The organism is Pseudomonas parakoreensis (assembly GCF_021602155.1).
Classification (GTDB): domain Bacteria; phylum Pseudomonadota; class Gammaproteobacteria; order Pseudomonadales; family Pseudomonadaceae; genus Aquipseudomonas; species Aquipseudomonas parakoreensis.
This window is the reverse complement of the sequence record NZ_BQHY01000008.1, coordinates 139,381-156,711: the sequence shown is the minus strand read 5'-3', so window position 1 is coordinate 156,711 and position 17,331 is coordinate 139,381. Positions and strand designations below refer to the sequence as shown.

The following is a 17,331-nucleotide window of genomic DNA, read 5'->3' as shown; positions in this document are numbered from 1 at the left end:
ATGCAGTTGATTGAACATTCCGACTCGCCGCGCTACATCCGCCTGCACGAGCGGGACAACGTAGTGATTGTGGTCAACGACCAAGGCGTACCGGCCGGCACCGAGTTTCCGGACGGTCTGGTGACCGTGGATTTTGTGCCGCAGAGCCACAAGGTCACCCTCGAGGACATTCCCGAGGGCGGCCAAGTGATTCGCTACGGCCAGACCATCGGCTACGCGTTGCAGCCGATCCCGCGGGGCAGCTGGGTCAAGGAAGATCAACTGCGCATGCCGACCGCGCCGCCGCTGGACAGCCTGCCGCTGTCCACCGAAGTGCCGGCCGCGCAGGCCCCGCTGGAAGGCTTCACGTTCGAGGGTTATCGCAACGCCGACGGCACCGTCGGCACGCGCAACATTCTCGGGATCACCACCACGGTGCAGTGCGTCACCGGCGTGCTCGATCACGCGGTGAAACGCATCAAGGACGAGTTGCTGCCGAAGTATCCGCACGTTGATGACGTGGTGGCGCTGACCCACAGTTACGGCTGCGGCGTGGCGATCACCGCCACCGATGCGTACATCCCGATCCGCACCGTGCGCAATCTGGCACGCAACCCGAACCTGGGTGGCGAAGCGCTGGTGATCAGCCTGGGCTGCGAGAAATTGCAGGCCGGGCAGGTGATGCATGAGGACGATGCCTCGGTGGATCTCAGCGAGCCATGGCTGTATCGCCTGCAGGATTCCAGTCACGGTTTCACCGAGATGATCGAGCAGATCATGGCGCTGGCCGAAGTCCGTTTACAGAAGCTTGACCAGCGCCGCCGCGAAACCGTGCCGGCCTCCGAGCTGATCCTCGGCATGCAGTGCGGCGGCAGCGATGCGTTCTCCGGCATCACCGCCAACCCGGCGCTGGGTTACGCCTCTGACTTGCTGCTGCGCGCCGGGGCGACGGTGATGTTTTCCGAAGTCACCGAAGTGCGCGATGCGATCTATCTGCTGACGTCCCGTGCCGAAACCAAGACCGTGGCGCAGGAACTGGTGCGCGAGATGGACTGGTACGACCGCTATCTGGCCAAGGGCGAAGCGGATCGCAGCGCCAATACCACGCCGGGCAACAAGAAGGGCGGTTTGTCGAACATTGTCGAAAAGTCGCTGGGCTCGATCGTCAAATCCGGCAGCAGCGCGATCAATGGCGTGCTCGGCCCTGGTGAGCGTTTCAAGCAGAAGGGTTTGATTTTCTGCGCGACGCCGGCGAGTGATTTTGTCTGCGGCACCTTGCAGTTGGCCGCGGGGATGAACCTGCATGTGTTCACCACCGGGCGAGGTACGCCGTATGGCCTGGCGATGGCGCCGGTGGTGAAGGTCTCGACCCGAACCGAGCTGGCGCAACGCTGGCCGGATCTGATTGACATCGACGCCGGACGTATCGCCACCGGACGCGCGACCATCGAGGCGTTGGGCTGGGAGTTGTTCCACTATTACCTGGATGTGGCGAGTGGCAAGCAGCAGACATGGGCGGAGAAGCACAAGCTGCATAACGACATCACCCTGTTCAATCCGGCGCCGATTACCTGAGCCCAAAAAAGATCGCAGCCTGCGGCAGCTCCTACAGGGAAACGCGAATTCCACTGTAGGAGCTGCCGCAGGCTGCGATCTTTTGATCTTCAATGGCAACTCAGTGGCTTATCATTAGCCCCTGACGACGCTCACCCAAAGGCTCCCCCGGCATGCTGGCAATCTTCCTCGAAACCCTGAACATCACCGCGCCGGTGTTCGCCATGCTGTTCCTCGGGGTGTTGCTCAAGCGCATCGACTGGATCAACGACAACTTCATCCACACCGCCTCCTCGCTGGTATTCAACGTCAGCATGCCGGCACTGCTGTTTCTCGGGATCCTGCATGCGGACCTGCATGCCGCGTTGCAACCGGCGCTGCTCATCTATTTCGCCCTCGCCACGCTGGTCAGTTTTGCCCTGGCCTGGGGCTGGGCGATTTTCCGCTGCCCGCGTGAAGACCGGGGCATCTACACCCAAGGCGCGTTTCGCGGCAACAACGGAGTGATTGGTCTGGCGCTGGCGGCGAGCATGTACGGCGACTACGGGATTTCCCTCGGGGCAATTCTCGCGGCGCTGGTGATCCTGTTCTACAACACCCTGTCGACCATCGTGCTCGCGGTGTACAGCCCGGTGATCAAGTCCGATCCGTGGAGCATCTGCAAAAGCGTGTTCAGCAATCCGCTGATTATCAGCGTGATCGCGGCGGCGCCGTTCGCTTATTTCAAGATCGGTCTGCCGGGCTGGCTGGAAACCTCCGGCCAGTACCTGGCGCAAACCACGCTGCCGCTGGCCCTGATCTGCATTGGCGGTACGCTGTCGCTGGCGGCGCTGCGCAAAAGCGGCAACATGGCGCTCAGCTCGAGTCTGGTGAAGATGATCGGCCTGCCGGTGATTGCCACGCTGGGCGCATGGCTGTGGGGCTTTCGCGGGGCGGAGCTGGGGATTCTGTTTCTGTACTTCGGCAGCCCGACCGCCGCCGCCAGTTTCGTTATGGCCCGTGCGGCGCAGGGCAATCATGAGCTGGCAGCGGCGATCATTGTGCTGACCACGCTGATGGCGGCGGTGACCACCAATATCGGGATCTTTCTGTTGCAGTGGGGTGGGTGGATCTGAAGGGCAAGATCAAAAGATCGCAGCCTGCGGCAGCTCCTACATTGGAATGCGTTCTCCTGTAGGAGCTGCCGAAGGCTGCGATCTTTTAGTTTTTCTGATAACTGTCGATCACTTCCTGCGCCGCGCGAAACGCATCGATCGCCGCCGGTACGCCGGCGTACACCGCGCAATGCAGCAGCGCCTCACGGATCTCCTCGACCGTGCAGCCATTGTTCAGCGCACCCCGTACGTGGCCTTTCAATTCCTGCGGGCACTTCAACGCGGTCAGCGCGGCGAGGGTGATCAGGCTGCGAGTCTTCAGCGGCAAACCTTCGCGATTCCACACGCCGCCCCAGGCGTGTTCGTTGACGAAATCCTGCAAGGGTTGAGTGAACTCGGTGGCATTGCCCAGCGCGCGGTCGACAAACGCGTCGCCCATTACCTGACGGCGGATTTCAACCCCGGTTTTCTGCGAATCGGTCATGGTACATCCCTCTTGTGGTGTTGGCGGCGCCAGGCGCGTACGGACGTGAACAACAGAAACGCCAGCAGCGTTGGCAGCACGTAAAACAGCATCAGCTTTTCCAGTTTGCCGGCCAGTGGCATGCCGGTGGTGAACGACACCACGTGCAGCCCGTAAGCCGCGTACAAACCGAGCAACAACAAACCTTCAGCGCGGGTCACGCGATAGCCGGAATAGAACACCGGCAGGCACAACGCGGCGACGCCGAGCATCACCGGCAGGTCGAAATCCAGTGCGTTGGGCGAGACCGACAACGGTGTCGGTGCGATCAGTGCGGTAACGCCGAGCACCCCGAGCAGGTTGAACAGGTTGGCGCCGATCACGTTGCCCACGGCGATATCGCGCTGCCCGCGCAGTGCGGCGATCAGCGAGGTCGCGAGCTCCGGCAGCGAGGTGCCGACCGCGACCACGGTCAGGCCGATCACCCGTTCGGAGAAGCCCAGATCCGTCGCCACCGCCACCGCTGCGCCGAGCAGCAAATGCCCGGCGAACACCAGTAGCGCCAAGCCGACAACGATCATCAACAGACTGCTGAACCACGGCACCTGCGGGGCTTGCGGCAATTGCGAATGCGGACGCGCCGAGTGCCGCGACTGGCGCAGCAACAAACTGAGGTACAACGCCAAAGCCGCAAGTAACAGTACGCCGTCGAAGCGACCGATCTGTTCGTTCCAGGCGAGGACAAACACCAGCACGCTGGCGCCGATCATCAGCGGAATATCCAGGCGCACCAGTTGCCGCGAGACCCGCAGCGGAATGATCAGCGCCGACAGACCAAGGGTTACGAGGATGTTGAAGATGCTGCTGCCGATCACGCTGCCGACGGCGATGTCGGGGTTGTGCGTCAGGGTCGCTTGCAGGCTGACCGCCATTTGCGGGGCGCTGCTGCCGAGGGCGACGATGGTCAGGCCGATGATCAGTGGTCGCACATGCAGGCGCGCGGCCAGACGCACAGCAGCGCGCACCATCAGTTCGGCGCCGAGGATCAACAGGATCAGGCCGCTGAGCAACTCGATCACGTTGATCAGCGGTAAATCGGCCAGAGCAAAAATGGTCAGCGCTCCATCAGTCGTCGAGGGCCTGTATGCGCACGCGTGCCGTGCCGCTGCCGAGCATGCCGAGGCGCTCGGCCGCTTCACGGGAGACATCGATCAAGCGGCCACGGGTGTGCGGGCCGCGATCATTGATGCGCACAACGCAGGATTTGTCGTTTTTCAGGTTGGTGACCTTCACCCGCGTGCCGAACGGCAGTTGGCGATGGGCGGCGGTCAGGGAATTCTGGTTGAACGCTTCGCCGCTGGCGGTGCGTTTACCGTGGTGCTTGGCACCGTAATAGGAAGCGACGCCAGTCTGGTCGTAACCGTGCGGGTCGATGATGTCGTTGCTGGCGCAACCGGCGAGCAAGGAGAGCAGGGCGCAGGCGCCGAGCAGGCGTTTCATTCGAAAGCTCCACAAAACAAATGTGGAAACAACACAATGTGGAGATCAGCGTCTGTGGCGAGGGGATTTATCCCCGATGGGGCGCGCAGCGCCCCCAAATTCCAGATACAGAAGAATCGGGGCCGTTTCGCAGCCCATCGGGGGATAAATCCCCTCACCACAAAACCCCTTCAGCCATAGATTGTTCCCACAGGGGATGGAGCCAGGCTGTTTGTCTGGCTCCATTTTCATCAGCCTTCGAGCTTGCTTTTCAGCAGTTCGTTCACTTGCTGCGGGTTGGCTTTGCCTTTCGAAGCCTTCATGGCCTGACCGACGAAGAAGCCGAACATCTTGCCGCGTTTGGCTTCGTCTGCCGCGCGGTATTGTTCGACCTGCTCGGCGTTGGCCGCGAGCATTTCGTCCAGTACCGCCGAGATCGCGCCGCTGTCGGTCACTTGCTTGAGGCCACGCTTGTCGATGATCTCGTCCGCCGTGCCTTCGCCGTTGGCCATCGCTTCGAACACCACTTTGGCGATCTTGCCGGAGATGGTGTTGTCCTTGATGCGCTGCAGCATGCCGCCCAACAGCTCGGCGGAGACCGGCGAGTCCTCGATGTCCAGGCCTTGCTTGTTGAGCAGGCTGCCCAACTCGACCATCACCCAGTTCGCCGCCAGTTTGGCGTCGCCACCGATGGCCGCGACTTTTTCGAAGTAGTCCGCTTGCTCACGGCTGGTGGCCAGCACGTTGGCGTCGTAGGCCGACAGACCGAACTGGCTCTGGAAACGCTCGCGCTTTTGCGGTGGCAGTTCTGGCAGGGTGGCGCGCACCTCGCCGAGGAACGACTCTTCGATGACCACCGGCAGCAGGTCCGGATCGGGGAAGTAACGGTAGTCGTTGGCTTCCTCTTTGGAACGCATCGGACGGGTCTCGTCCTTGTTCGGATCGTACAGACGGGTCTGCTGGATCACTTTGCCGCCGTCTTCGATCAGCTCGATCTGCCGCTGGATCTCGGAGTTGATCGCCTTCTCGATGAAGCGGAACGAGTTGACGTTCTTGATCTCGCAGCGGGTGCCGAATTCGACCTGGCCTTTCGGGCGGACCGAGACGTTGCAGTCGCAGCGCAGCGAGCCTTCGGCCATGTTGCCGTCGCAGATGCCCAGGTAACGCACCAGCGCGTGGATCGCCTTGACGTAAGCCACGGCTTCCTTGGCGCTGCGCATGTCCGGCTCGGAAACGATTTCCAGCAGCGGCGTGCCGGCACGGTTCAGGTCGATGCCGGTGGCACCGTTGAACTCTTCGTGCAGGCTCTTGCCGGCGTCTTCTTCCAGGTGCGCGCGGGTGATGCCGACGCGCTTGACCGTGCCGTCTTCCAGGGCGATGTCCAGGTGGCCCTTGCCGACAATCGGCAATTCCATCTGGCTGATCTGGTAACCCTTCGGCAGGTCCGGATAGAAGTAGTTTTTACGCGCGAACACGTTGTGCTGACCGATCTCGGCGTCAATCGCCAGACCGAACATCACCGCCATGCGTACCGCTTCCTGGTTCAGTACCGGCAATACGCCGGGCATGCCCAGGTCGATCAGGCTGGCCTGGGTGTTCGGCTCGGAGCCGAACTGGGTGGAACTACCGGAAAAGATTTTCGACCGGGTAGTGAGCTGAGTGTGAATCTCCAGCCCGATCACGACTTCCCATTGCATGTGTGTCTCCTAGCCTTTTGCTGGGGATTTTGAAACGTTGCGAGCGAAGGTAAGGCAAGGCGAAAACTGGCGAGTAAGCGGAGTTGACTTTAGTCAATGAGCATTACGAGCCAGTTTTCAACGCAGCATTACCGAGCGCAGCAGTTTCAAAACCCCTGCGGGGTGCGGGTGTGCCAGTCAGTGTGTAACTGATACTGGTGGGCAACGTTCAACAGGCGACCTTCCTGGAAATACGGCGCGAGCAACTGCACGCCCACCGGCAGACCGTCGACAAAACCGGCCGGCATCGACAGACCCGGCAGGCCTGCGAGGTTGGCGGTGATGGTGTAGACGTCTTCCAGATAGGCAGCGACCGGATCGCTGTTCTTTGCGCCGAGCTTCCAGGCCGGGTTCGGCGTGGTCGGGCCGAGGATGATGTCGACTTCATTAAAGGCCGTCATGAAGTCGTTTTTCACCAGGCGACGGATCTTCTGCGCTTTGAGGTAGTAGGCGTCGTAGTAACCGGCGGACAGCGCGTAGGCGCCGACCATGATCCGGCGCTGCACTTCAGGCCCGAAGCCTTCGCCACGCGAGCGCTTGTACAGGTCGATCAGGTTTTCCGGGTTCTCGCAGCGATGGCCGAAGCGCACGCCGTCGAAACGCGACAGGTTCGAGGAAGCTTCGGCCGGGGCGATCACGTAGTACGCAGGAATCGCGTGTTGCATGTTCGGCAGGCTGATTTCCTTGATCACGGCGCCGAGCTTCTGCAGCTCTTTGATGCTGTTCTGGATCAGTTCGGCGATGCGCGGGTCGAGACCGGCGCTGAAGTATTCCTTCGGCACGCCGATGCGCAGGCCTTGCAGCGAAGTGTTGAGACCCGCGGAGTAATCCGGAACCGACTCATCGATGCTGGTCGAATCGTTCTGATCGAACCCGGCCATACCTTGCAACAAAATCGCGCAGTCTTCGGCGGTGCGCGCCAGCGGGCCGCCCTGATCGAGACTGGAGGCGTAAGCGATCATGCCCCAGCGCGATACGCGACCGTAGGTCGGTTTCAGGCCGGTGAGGTTGGTGAACGCGGCGGGCTGACGGATCGAACCACCGGTGTCGGTGGCCGTGGCCGCCGGCAACAGGCGCGCGGCAACCGCTGCGGCCGAACCACCGGACGAACCGCCCGGTACGTGCTCCAGGTTCCACGGGTTTTTCACCGCGCCGTACCAGCTCGATTCGTTGGCCGAACCCATGGCGAACTCGTCCATGTTGGTCTTGCCCAGCGTCACGGCACCGGCAGCCGCCAGTTTCGCAACCACGGTGGCGTCGTATGGCGCTTTAAAGTTGTCGAGCATCTTCGAGCCGCAACTGGTGCGGATGCCCTGGGTGCAGAACAGGTCCTTGTGGGCGATCGGCGCGCCAAGCAGGGCACCGCTCTCACCGTTGGCACGACGCGCGTCGGCGGCTTTCGCCTGCGCAAGCGCCAGCTCTTCGGTGAGGCTGATGAAGCTGTTGAGCTGCGGATCGAGCTGGGTAATACGCGCCAGCAGGACTTTGGTCAGCTCTTCGGAAGAAAACTTTTTATCGGCGAGACCGCGGGCGATCTCGGCCAGAGTCATTTGATGCATTGCAGGCTCTTTCCCTTTAGTCGATGACTTTCGGAACCAGATACAGGCCGTTTTCGACCGCTGGTGCGATGGACTGATAGGCCTCGCGGTGATTGGTCTCGGTCACGACGTCGGCGCGCAGGCGCTGACTGGCTTCCAGCGGGTGGGCCAAAGGCTCGATACCGTCGGTATCGACGGCCTGCATTTCGTCGACCAGCCCGAGAATGCTGTTGAGGGCGGAAGTAATGTGCGGAAGATCGGCATCATTCAGGCCAAGGCAGGCCAGATGCGCGATTTTTTCCACGTCGGAGCGTTCTAGCGCCATCGGGATTCTCCAGTGGAAAACAGAACGGACGGCGTCCGTGTGTTAGATTGTCGGAACACTACCGCACTTCTACGGTCATAAGGCCGCGATTGTGGGGCTTGGTGCACAGAAAAGCGGCCAATTTAACATATTGGCGCCTTGCCCAAAATCCCTGTCGTTGTTAGAGTTTGCCGCACTTTTTTACCCACGCGTTGCCTAGGGTCCCTTTCCCATGTTCAAGAAACTGCGTGGCATGTTTTCCAGCGATCTCTCCATTGACCTGGGCACTGCCAACACCCTTATTTACGTGCGCGAGCGCGGTATCGTCCTGAATGAGCCATCGGTTGTGGCCATTCGGACACACGGTAACCAGAAAAGTGTCGTCGCTGTCGGCACCGAAGCCAAGCGCATGCTCGGCCGTACGCCGGGCAACATTGCTGCCATTCGTCCGATGAAGGACGGCGTGATTGCCGACTTCAGCGTCTGCGAAAAGATGCTGCAATACTTTATCAACAAGGTTCACGAAAACAGCTTTCTGCAGCCCAGCCCTCGTGTGCTGATCTGCGTTCCATGCAAATCCACCCAGGTCGAGCGTCGTGCCATCCGTGAATCGGCCCTTGGTGCCGGTGCCCGTGAAGTGTTCCTGATCGAAGAGCCGATGGCTGCTGCGATCGGTGCCGGCCTGCCGGTTGAAGAAGCCCGTGGCTCGATGGTCGTCGATATCGGCGGTGGTACGACCGAAATCGCGCTGATCTCCCTGAACGGTGTGGTCTATGCCGAATCCGTCCGCGTGGGCGGCGACCGCTTCGACGAAGCGATCATCACCTACGTGCGCCGTAACTACGGCAGCCTGATCGGTGAATCGACGGCCGAGCGCATCAAGCAGGAAATCGGTACGGCCTACCCGGGCGGCGAAGTTCGCGAAGTCGACGTTCGCGGTCGCAACCTGGCCGAAGGCGTTCCACGCGCATTCACCCTGAACTCCAATGAAGTGCTGGAAGCTCTGCAAGAGTCCCTGGCAACCATCGTTCAGGCCGTGAAAAGCGCCCTGGAGCAGTCGCCGCCAGAACTGGCTTCCGACATCGCCGAGCGTGGTCTGGTGCTGACCGGTGGTGGCGCGCTGCTGCGTGACCTCGACAAGTTGCTGGCCCAGGAAACCGGTCTGCCGGTGATCGTTGCCGAAGATCCGCTGACCTGCGTTGCTCGCGGCGGTGGCCGTGCATTGGAAATGATGGACAAGCACACCATGGACCTGCTCTCCAGCGAATAAGCGCTGGGTTGCAATACGTGGGTGAGCGCACAGGCAGCACTTTGCAGTGCTGCCTGTTGGCGTTTATCTTCTGTCAGTCTTCATCCAGGCCGGTTTGATGCCGTATGAATAAACAGAACATTTGCCTGGGAGGAGCGGCTTATTAAACCGCTTTTCGCCAAGGGCCCTTCGTTGGGCGTGCGCCTGTTGGTGCTGGCCGTGCTGTCGATCGCGCTGATGGTGGTCGATGCCCGCTTTGACCTGCTCAAGCCTGCGCGCAAGCAAGCGTCGCTGGTGCTGATGGATGCCTACTGGATCACCGACCTGCCCGGCCGGTTGTGGGACGGTGTCGCCAGTCAGTTTGGCAGTCGCACCGAGCTGGTCGCCGAAAACGAAAAACTCAAGACCGAGAACCTGCTGTTGCAGGGCCGCATGCAAAAGCTCGCCGCTCTCACCGAGCAGAACGTGCGGCTGCGCGAGTTGCTCAATTCCTCCGCACTGGTCAACGAAAAGGTCGAAGTGGCCGAGTTGATCGGCATGGACCCCAATCCCTTCACCCATCGCATCATCATCAATAAGGGTGAGCGCGATGGCGTGGTGCTCGGTCAGCCGGTGCTCGATGCGCGCGGTCTGATGGGCCAGGTGGTCGAGTTGATGCCGTACACCTCCCGCGTGCTGCTGCTGACCGACACCACGCACAGCATTCCTGTCCAGGTGAACCGTAACGGTCTGCGGGCGATTGCCAGCGGCACCGGCAACCCGGAACGTCTGGAACTGCGGCACGTCGCCGACACCGCTGACATCAAGGAAGGCGATCTGCTGGTCAGCTCCGGCCTCGGGCAGCGCTTCCCGGCCGGCTATCCGGTGGCAACGGTCAAGGAAGTCATCCACGACTCCGGTCAGCCTTTCGCGATTGTCCGTGCGGTGCCGACCGCTGCGTTGAACCGCAGCCGTTATCTGCTGCTGGTATTCAGCGACAACCGCACCGCCGAAGAGCGCGCCAACGATGCGGCGCAGGCTCAGGAAAATCTTGATGCGCAGGGCGGTGGACCGGTGATTCCGGCCACGGTGCCGAAAACCGTGACACCGCCTGCAGCGGTGACTGCGCCGGCCGCGACCGCCACGCCGGCAGTCAGTGCTACGCCGGCCAAACCGGTCGCCAGCAAGCCGCCTGCCAAACCAACTGCAGCCACGCCCGCGAATAGCCGGCCTGCAGCGTCCCAGCCGGCGGTTCGACCAGCGGCCAAACCGCCTGTCACCACGCCGGCCAACACCGGGAGACAAGAATAATGGTCGGGGCTACCGCTTCGCGTAACGGTTGGATGGTCTGGCTGACGTTTCTCATCGGCCTGCTGCTCAGTGTGTCGCCGATGCCGCAATTCATGGAGATCCTGCGCCCGCTGTGGCTGGCGCTGCTCCTGGCGTTCTGGGCTCTGGCCCTGCCGCAAACGGTCGGCATGGTGACCGCGTTTTGCCTGGGACTGGCCGAAGACGTGCTGTACGGCACGCTGCTTGGGCAGAACGCGTTGATCCTGACGCTGATCACCTTCCTGGTGCTGTCGTTGCAGCAGCGTCTGCGGATGTTCCCGATGTGGCAGCAATGCCTGGTGATCCTGGTGATCTTCGGCCTCGCTCAACTGGTTCAACTGTGGCTCAGCGCCCTGACCGGCAACCGCCAGCCAACGCTGGCACTGGTACTGCCGGCATTGACCAGCGCGTTGCTCTGGCCTTGGGTCAGCTTCGCTTTGCGTGGATTGCGCCGGCGCTACAAAATCAACTGATTCGGTCAGGCATGTGCCCGCACCTCGACAAGGGAGATGTCTTGATGAAGCCGCTTTACCTCGCCTCTGGTTCGCCGCGCCGGCGTGAATTGCTCACGCAGATCGGCGTGCCGTTCTCCGCCATCAGCGCGGAAATCGACGAAACCCCGCTTGCCGAAGAATTGCCTTCGGCCTATGTCGAGCGCCTGGCGCGTGGCAAGGCCGAGGCCGGTCGACGCGCGCTCGCCTGCGACGCGGCGTTTTGCGTACTGGGGGCGGACACTGCCGTGGTACTCGACGATAAAATTCTTGGCAAACCGGTGGACGAAGCCGACGCATGCGCCATGCTGATGATGTTGTCCGGCAAAGAGCATGAAGTGCTGACCGCCATCGCTGTGCTGGACGGCCAGCGTTGCGAGTCGCGCGTGGTGCGCAGTCTGGTGCGCTTTCGCCCGATCAGCCGCGAAGAGGCGGCGGCCTATTGGGCCAGTGGCGAACCTCGGGACAAGGCCGGCGGTTATGGCATTCAGGGCCTCGGCGCGGTGTTTGTCGCCGGGCTCAATGGCAGCTATTCGGCGGTGGTCGGGCTGCCGGTTTGCGAAACCGCAGAACTGTTGGGCCATTTCGGCATACCCTGTTGGCAAAACCTGAACGCGCAATGAGCGTCGTATGGATCAAGATGCGGCCATTATCGTGAACATGCCTGAACGAGACCCTGCCATGAGTGAAGAGATTCTGATCAACATCACGCCGATGGAATCGCGCGTGGCGGTGGTCGAAAACGGTGTGCTGCAAGAAGTCCACGTCGAGCGCACGCAAAAACGCGGGATCGTCGGCAACATCTATAAAGGCAAGATCGTCAGGGTGCTGCCGGGCATGCAGGCGGCATTTGTCGATATCGGTCTGGACCGTGCGGCATTCATTCACGCCTCGGAAATTTCCCTGCGCGAAAGCCCAGCGGTGGAAAGCATCAGCGCGCTGGTGCATGAAGGCCAGAGCCTGGTGGTGCAGGTCACCAAGGACCCGATCGGTTCCAAAGGCGCGCGCCTGACCACGCAGCTGTCGATTCCGTCGCGCTATCTGGTGTACATGCCGCGCACCGCCCATGTCGGTATTTCCCTGAAGATCGAAGACGAAGCCGAGCGCGAGCGCCTCAAGCAGGTGGTCAGCGATTGCGTGGCCAAGGAAGGGATCAAGGAGGCTGGCGGCTTCATCCTGCGTACCGCTGCCGAAGGCGCCGGGGCCGATGAAATCCTCATGGACATCCGCTACCTGCGGCGCCTGTGGGACCAGATCAACGCGCAGATCCAGACCATCGGAGCACCGAGCGTGATTTACGAAGACCTCGGTCTGGCGCTGCGTACCCTGCGCGATCTGGTCAGCCCGAAGATCGAGAAGATCCGTATCGACTCCCGGGAAACCTTCCAGAAAACCACACAGTTTGTCGCCGAACTGATGCCGGAAATCGCCGATCGTCTGGAACACTACCCGGGCGAGCGGCCGATTTTCGACCTGTATGGCGTCGAAGACGAAATCCAGAAAGCCCTCGAGCGCAAAGTGCCGCTCAAGTCCGGCGGCTATCTGGTGGTCGATCCGGCGGAAGCCATGACCACCATCGACGTTAACACCGGCGCGTTTGTAGGCCATCGCAACCTTGAAGAAACCATCTTCAAGACCAACCTCGAAGCCGCCACTGCGATTGCCCGGCAGATGCGCCTGCGCAATCTGGGCGGGATCATCATCATCGACTTCATCGACATGGAAGATGAAGAACATCAGCGCCAGGTGCTGCGCACCCTGGAGAAACAGCTCGAACGTGATCACGCCAAGACCAACATCATCGGCATCACCGAGTTGGGCCTGGTGCAGATGACCCGCAAACGTACCCGCGAAAGTCTCGAGCAAGTGCTGTGCGAGCCGTGCAGCAGCTGTCAGGGGCGCGGCAAGCTGAAGACTCCGGAAACGATCTGTTACGAGATCTTCCGCGAAATTCTGCGCGAGGCCCGCGCCTATCAGGCCGAGGGATACCGGGTGTTGGCGAACCAGAAAGTAGTGGACCGTTTGCTCGATGAAGAGTCTGGTAACGTCGCCGAGCTTGAAGGGTTCATCGGTCGCACCATACGCTTTCAGGTCGAAACCATGTATTCCCAGGAACAATATGATGTGGTGCTGCTCTGATCCCCTGCGGCACATTTAATCCACAACGGCTGGCCTCAGCTTTTCGCAGTTTTTTCGCCATGGGAGCCAACTGACATGGAGCGTCTGACACGCATTTTGGCCGCACTCACCCGCTGGGGACTGGGCCTGTGCGCGTTGGTTCTGGTGCTGTTGGCGTTGTACGTCAGCCTCGGTCGGGAATTGACGCCGCTGGTGGCGGAGTACCGTACCGACATCGAAGACAAGGCCAGTGCCGCGCTCGGCATGCCGTTGCAGATCGGCGAACTGGAAGGTGACTGGAGCGGATTTGCACCGATCCTGCTGGCCCATGACGTGATGGTCGGTGACGGCGCGAATGCCTTGCGTCTGGACCGGGTACGTGCGGTGCCGGATCTCTGGGGCAGCCTGCTGGCGCGCGAAGTGCGTATCGCCCATCTGGAATTGAACGGTCTGAAAATCAGCGTCAAGGAAGCGCAGGACGGTAGTTGGGCGCTGGAAGGCCTGCCGGTGCAGAACGACCAGCCGCTTGATCCCGAACAACTGTTCAAGCGCTCGCAGATCGTTCAGCAATTGTCGGTGCTCGACAGTCAGGTGACCGTGCAGCCGCTGGACCATGCGCCGATGACCTTCATCTACGTCGGCCTCAACCTGAAAACCGGCAGCAGCCGGCAGCGCCTCGACGCTCGTCTGACTTTGCCCGACGGGCAGCCGATGGCGATGAGCCTGCGTACACGGATTCGCCCCTCCCGACTGCCGGACAGCTCGGTGGAAGGCTATGTCAGCCTGCCGCAAAGCGACTGGTCGAAGTGGCTGCCCGAGCGTTTGACCCAGCAATGGAATTTTTCCGAGATCAAGGCGGGCGGCGAGCTGTGGGTGAACTGGAACGACGGCGCCCTGCAAAGCGCCGCTGTTCGTTTGAACGCACCGCAGGTGACCGGCGCTTATGCCGAGCGCAAGCCGATCAAGATCAGCAATCTGGCGCTCAATGGCTATTACCAGCGCGACGATGACGGCGCGACCGTTACGCTCGATTCGCTGGCGATGAGTTTTGGCGAAACCCGCTGGGAAACTCACGTGCAGCTCAAGCAGACGGCAGCCACTGATACAGTCGACGAGCTGTGGCATCTGCAGGCTGACCGCCTCGATTTGCAGCCGATCACCCCGTTGCTGAATGCACTGGGGCCGCTGCCTGAAGGCTTCGCCACTGTTGTCGATCACCTGAAAGTGACCGGCGGGTTGCGCAACGTGTTGCTGGATTTTCGCCCGAACGCTACCGATGGCTCGAAATTCGGCTTCGCGGCCAATCTGGATAAAGTCGGGTTCGACGCCTATCACGGTGCCCCGGCGGCGCGGAACGTCAGTGGCAGCCTCAGCGGCAACCTTGACGGCGGCGAGCTGCGCCTGGACAGCAAGGATTTCGTCCTGCACCTCGATCCGATCTTCGCCAAGCCGTGGCAATACATTCAGGCCAATGCCCGACTGACCTGGAAGCTCGATAAAGAAGGTTTCACCCTGATCGCGCCTTACCTGAAAGTGCTGGGCGAGGAGGGCAAGATTGCCGGCGATTTCCTGATCCGCCTGCACTTCGACCATAGCCAGGAAGACTACATGGACCTGCGCGTCGGGCTGGTCGATGGCGACGGTCGCTACACCGCCAAATACCTGCCCGAAGTCTTGAGTCCGGCCCTCGACGAGTGGCTGCGCACGGCGATCCTCAAAGGTGCGGTGGACCAGGGGTTTTTCCAGTACCAGGGTTCGCTGAGCAAAAATGCCAAGGATGTCGATCGCAGCATCAGCCTGTTCTTCAAGGTGCATGACGCCGAGCTGGCGTTCCAGCCAGGCTGGCCGCACGTGAGCAAGGTCAGTGGCGACGTGTTCATCGAGGACAGCGGTGTGCGCATCGTGGCCGACAAGGGGCAGTTGCTCGACACCCAGGTCAGCGATGTTTTCGTCAATATTCCTCATGTCCCGGCGGGGCAGCATACGCATCTGTTCCTCGACGGCGGGTTTGCCGGTGGATTGGGCGATGGCCTGAAAATTCTCCAGACCGCGCCGATCGGCACTGGCGAAACGTTTGCCGGCTGGGAAGGCGAGGGCGATCTGCAGGGCAAGGTCAAACTCGATATCCCGCTGGAAAAGGGCGATTTGCCGAAGATCCTCGTCGACTTCAAGACTGCCAATGCGCGCTTGAAACTGGCGGAGCCGAAACTGGAGCTGAGCCAGCTCAAAGGCGATTTCCGTTTCGACAGCGCCAAGGGGTTGAGTGGGCAGAACATCGCCGCCAAGGCTTTTGACAAGCCGGTGACCGCGCAGATTTTCGCGGATGGCAGCCCGGGCAAGCTCAAGACGCGGGTCTCGGCTTCCGGGCAGGTCGAGGTCAAGAAACTCACTGACTGGCTGGGCGTGACTCAGCCGTTGCCGGTGTCTGGGACCCTTCCCTATCAGTTGCAGGTCAACCTGGACGGCACCGACAGTCAACTGACGGTCAACTCCAGCATGAAAGGCGTCGCGGTGGATCTGCCGGCGCCGTTCGGCATGTCGGCCCAGCAAGGGCGTGACACGGTGTTCCGCATGAGCTTGCAAGGTCCGGAGCGGCGTTTTTGGGTCAGTTACGATCAACTGGCCAGCTTCACCTTCGCCGCACCGCCGAGCAGTTTCGCCGATGGTCGTGGCGAGCTGTTTCTCGGAACTGGCGACGCAGTCCTGCCGGACGCCAAAGGCCTGCGCATTCGCGGTGTGCTGTCGGAGCTGGACGTCGCGCCGTGGCAGGACCTGGTCAATAAATACGCCGGTAACGACCCGGGTGGCAGCGCCAAGCAATTACTCAACAGTGCCGACTTCAAGGTGGGCAAGCTCACCGCATTCGGCACCACCCTCGACCAGGCGGCAGTTCAGGTCAATCGCAAACCGTGGGCGTGGAATCTGGCACTCGACAGCCAGCAGGCCAAAGGCTCGGCCAGTCTTCCCGATGCCAAGGGCGCGCCGATCGCGGTCAATCTGCAATACGTGCGGCTGCCGGCACCGGATCCGACGGTGCAGGCCGACGAGAACTCGCCTGATCCGCTGGTTTCCGTCGACCCGACGAAGATTCCCGCGCTGGACATCACCATCAATCAATTGTTTCTCGGCGCGGATCTGGTGGGCGGCTGGTCGCTCAAGGTACGGCCGACGGCCAAAGGTCTCGCCCTGAACAATATGGACATGGGCCTCAAGGGCATCCTGTTGCAAGGCAATGGCGGCTGGGAAGGCACCCCGGGCTCGACCAACAGCTGGTTCAAAGGCCGGGCCAGCGGCAAAAACCTCGCCGATGTACTCAAGGGCTGGGGTTTTGCGCCGAGCGTGACCAGCGAAGAATTCCACATGGACGTCGATGGCCGCTGGCCGGGATCGCCGGCGTGGCTGGCGACCAAGCGTTTCTCCGGCACGCTGGATGCCTCGCTGAATAAAGGTCAGTTCGTTGAAGTGGAGGGCGGCGCGCAGGCGTTGCGGGTGTTCGGTCTGCTCAACTTCAATTCCATTGGTCGCCGTCTGCGTCTGGACTTCTCCGACTTGTTTGGCAAAGGCTTGAGCTACGACCGGGTCAAGGGTTTGTTGGTGGCCAATAACGGCGTGTATGTCACCCGCGAGCCGATTCGGCTGACCGGTCCTTCAAGCAATCTTGAGCTGGACGGTACGCTGGATCTGGTTGGCGATCAGGTCGATGCAAAATTGCTGGTGACCTTGCCGGTGACCAACAATCTGCCGATCGCCGCGCTGATTGTCGGCGCGCCAGCGGTCGGCGGGGCATTGTTCCTTATCGACAAGCTGATCGGTGACCGCGTGGCACGCTTCGCCAGCGTCAAATACACCGTCAAGGGCCCGTGGAAAGAGCCGAAAATCACCTTCGACAAGCCTTTTTGAGTAGCATGAGGCTTTTCCCCGTGTAGGAGCTGCCGCAGGCTGCGATCTTTTGATGTGGTTTTTAAAAGCAAAATCAAAAGATCGCAGCCTGCGGCAGCTCCTGCAGTGATAAGTGGAC

Annotated in this window: 14 protein-coding genes; 8 read left to right on the top strand and 6 right to left on the bottom strand. The window is 61.2% G+C overall.

Annotated features, from left to right (window positions below):
- On the top strand, positions 1-1,554 hold the full coding sequence (garD, locus tag L6D63_RS14550) for a galactarate dehydratase (RefSeq protein ID WP_121183706.1): 1,554 nt from the start codon (positions 1-3) through the stop codon (positions 1,552-1,554).
- Between the two features lie 152 nt (positions 1,555-1,706).
- Positions 1,707-2,648 carry an AEC family transporter gene (locus tag L6D63_RS14545; RefSeq protein WP_121183708.1) on the top strand — a complete coding sequence of 314 codons (942 nt, stop codon included), beginning with the start codon at positions 1,707-1,709 and terminating at the stop codon, positions 2,646-2,648.
- Between the two features lie 85 nt (positions 2,649-2,733).
- Here the strand turns inward: L6D63_RS14545 and L6D63_RS14540 are convergent, their stop codons facing one another.
- From L6D63_RS14540 to gatC, 6 genes are all read right to left on the bottom strand, one after another.
- The gene (locus L6D63_RS14540) at positions 2,734-3,111 is read right to left on the bottom strand and encodes a carboxymuconolactone decarboxylase family protein (protein ID WP_007966091.1); all 378 of its coding nucleotides are present in this window, start codon (positions 3,109-3,111) and stop codon (positions 2,734-2,736) included.
- Entirely contained in the window at positions 3,108-4,169 is a 1,062-nt protein-coding gene (locus L6D63_RS14535; protein WP_047291277.1) for a calcium/sodium antiporter, read from the bottom strand. The genes L6D63_RS14540 and L6D63_RS14535 overlap by 4 nt, the downstream gene beginning before the upstream one ends.
- 46 nt (positions 4,170-4,215) lie before the next feature.
- The gene (locus tag L6D63_RS14530) at positions 4,216-4,590 is read right to left on the bottom strand and encodes a septal ring lytic transglycosylase RlpA family protein (RefSeq protein WP_041072815.1); all 375 of its coding nucleotides are present in this window, start codon (positions 4,588-4,590) and stop codon (positions 4,216-4,218) included.
- Positions 4,591-4,820: 230 nt separating this feature from the next.
- Entirely contained in the window at positions 4,821-6,266 is a 1,446-nt protein-coding gene (gatB, locus tag L6D63_RS14525; RefSeq protein WP_041072816.1) for an Asp-tRNA(Asn)/Glu-tRNA(Gln) amidotransferase subunit GatB, read from the bottom strand.
- A gap of 146 nt (positions 6,267-6,412) precedes the next feature.
- On the bottom strand, positions 6,413-7,864 hold the full coding sequence (gene gatA, locus L6D63_RS14520; protein WP_131671449.1) for an Asp-tRNA(Asn)/Glu-tRNA(Gln) amidotransferase subunit GatA: 1,452 nt from the start codon (positions 7,862-7,864) through the stop codon (positions 6,413-6,415).
- Positions 7,865-7,880: 16 nt separating this feature from the next.
- Positions 7,881-8,168, bottom strand: a complete 288-nt coding sequence (gatC, locus tag L6D63_RS14515; RefSeq protein WP_003221657.1) for an Asp-tRNA(Asn)/Glu-tRNA(Gln) amidotransferase subunit GatC — start codon at positions 8,166-8,168, stop codon at positions 7,881-7,883.
- A 211-nt stretch (positions 8,169-8,379) separates the two neighbouring features.
- On the opposite strand from gatC, the gene mreB reads away from it, so the two are divergent.
- From mreB to L6D63_RS14485, 6 genes are all read left to right on the top strand, one after another.
- On the top strand, positions 8,380-9,417 hold the full coding sequence (gene mreB / locus L6D63_RS14510) for a rod shape-determining protein MreB (RefSeq protein WP_002555108.1): 1,038 nt from the start codon (positions 8,380-8,382) through the stop codon (positions 9,415-9,417).
- 141 nt (positions 9,418-9,558) lie between these two features.
- A complete protein-coding gene (gene mreC / locus L6D63_RS14505; RefSeq protein WP_080963236.1) occupies positions 9,559-10,686 on the top strand; it encodes a rod shape-determining protein MreC in 1,128 nt (375 codons plus the stop codon).
- Positions 10,686-11,177: a rod shape-determining protein MreD gene (gene mreD, locus L6D63_RS14500; protein ID WP_003221660.1), complete on the top strand. Its 492-nt coding sequence runs from the start codon at positions 10,686-10,688 to the stop codon at positions 11,175-11,177. The genes mreC and mreD overlap by 1 nt, the downstream gene beginning before the upstream one ends.
- Before the next feature lie 44 nt (positions 11,178-11,221).
- Positions 11,222-11,818, top strand: a complete 597-nt coding sequence (locus L6D63_RS14495; RefSeq protein ID WP_095667491.1) for a Maf family protein — start codon at positions 11,222-11,224, stop codon at positions 11,816-11,818.
- Between the two features lie 58 nt (positions 11,819-11,876).
- On the top strand, positions 11,877-13,334 hold the full coding sequence (gene rng / locus L6D63_RS14490; RefSeq protein ID WP_131671450.1) for a ribonuclease G: 1,458 nt from the start codon (positions 11,877-11,879) through the stop codon (positions 13,332-13,334).
- A 75-nt stretch (positions 13,335-13,409) separates the two neighbouring features.
- Positions 13,410-17,213 carry a YhdP family protein gene (locus tag L6D63_RS14485; RefSeq protein WP_131671451.1) on the top strand — a complete coding sequence of 1,268 codons (3,804 nt, stop codon included), beginning with the start codon at positions 13,410-13,412 and terminating at the stop codon, positions 17,211-17,213.
- Positions 17,214-17,331: the final 118 nt, after the last annotated feature.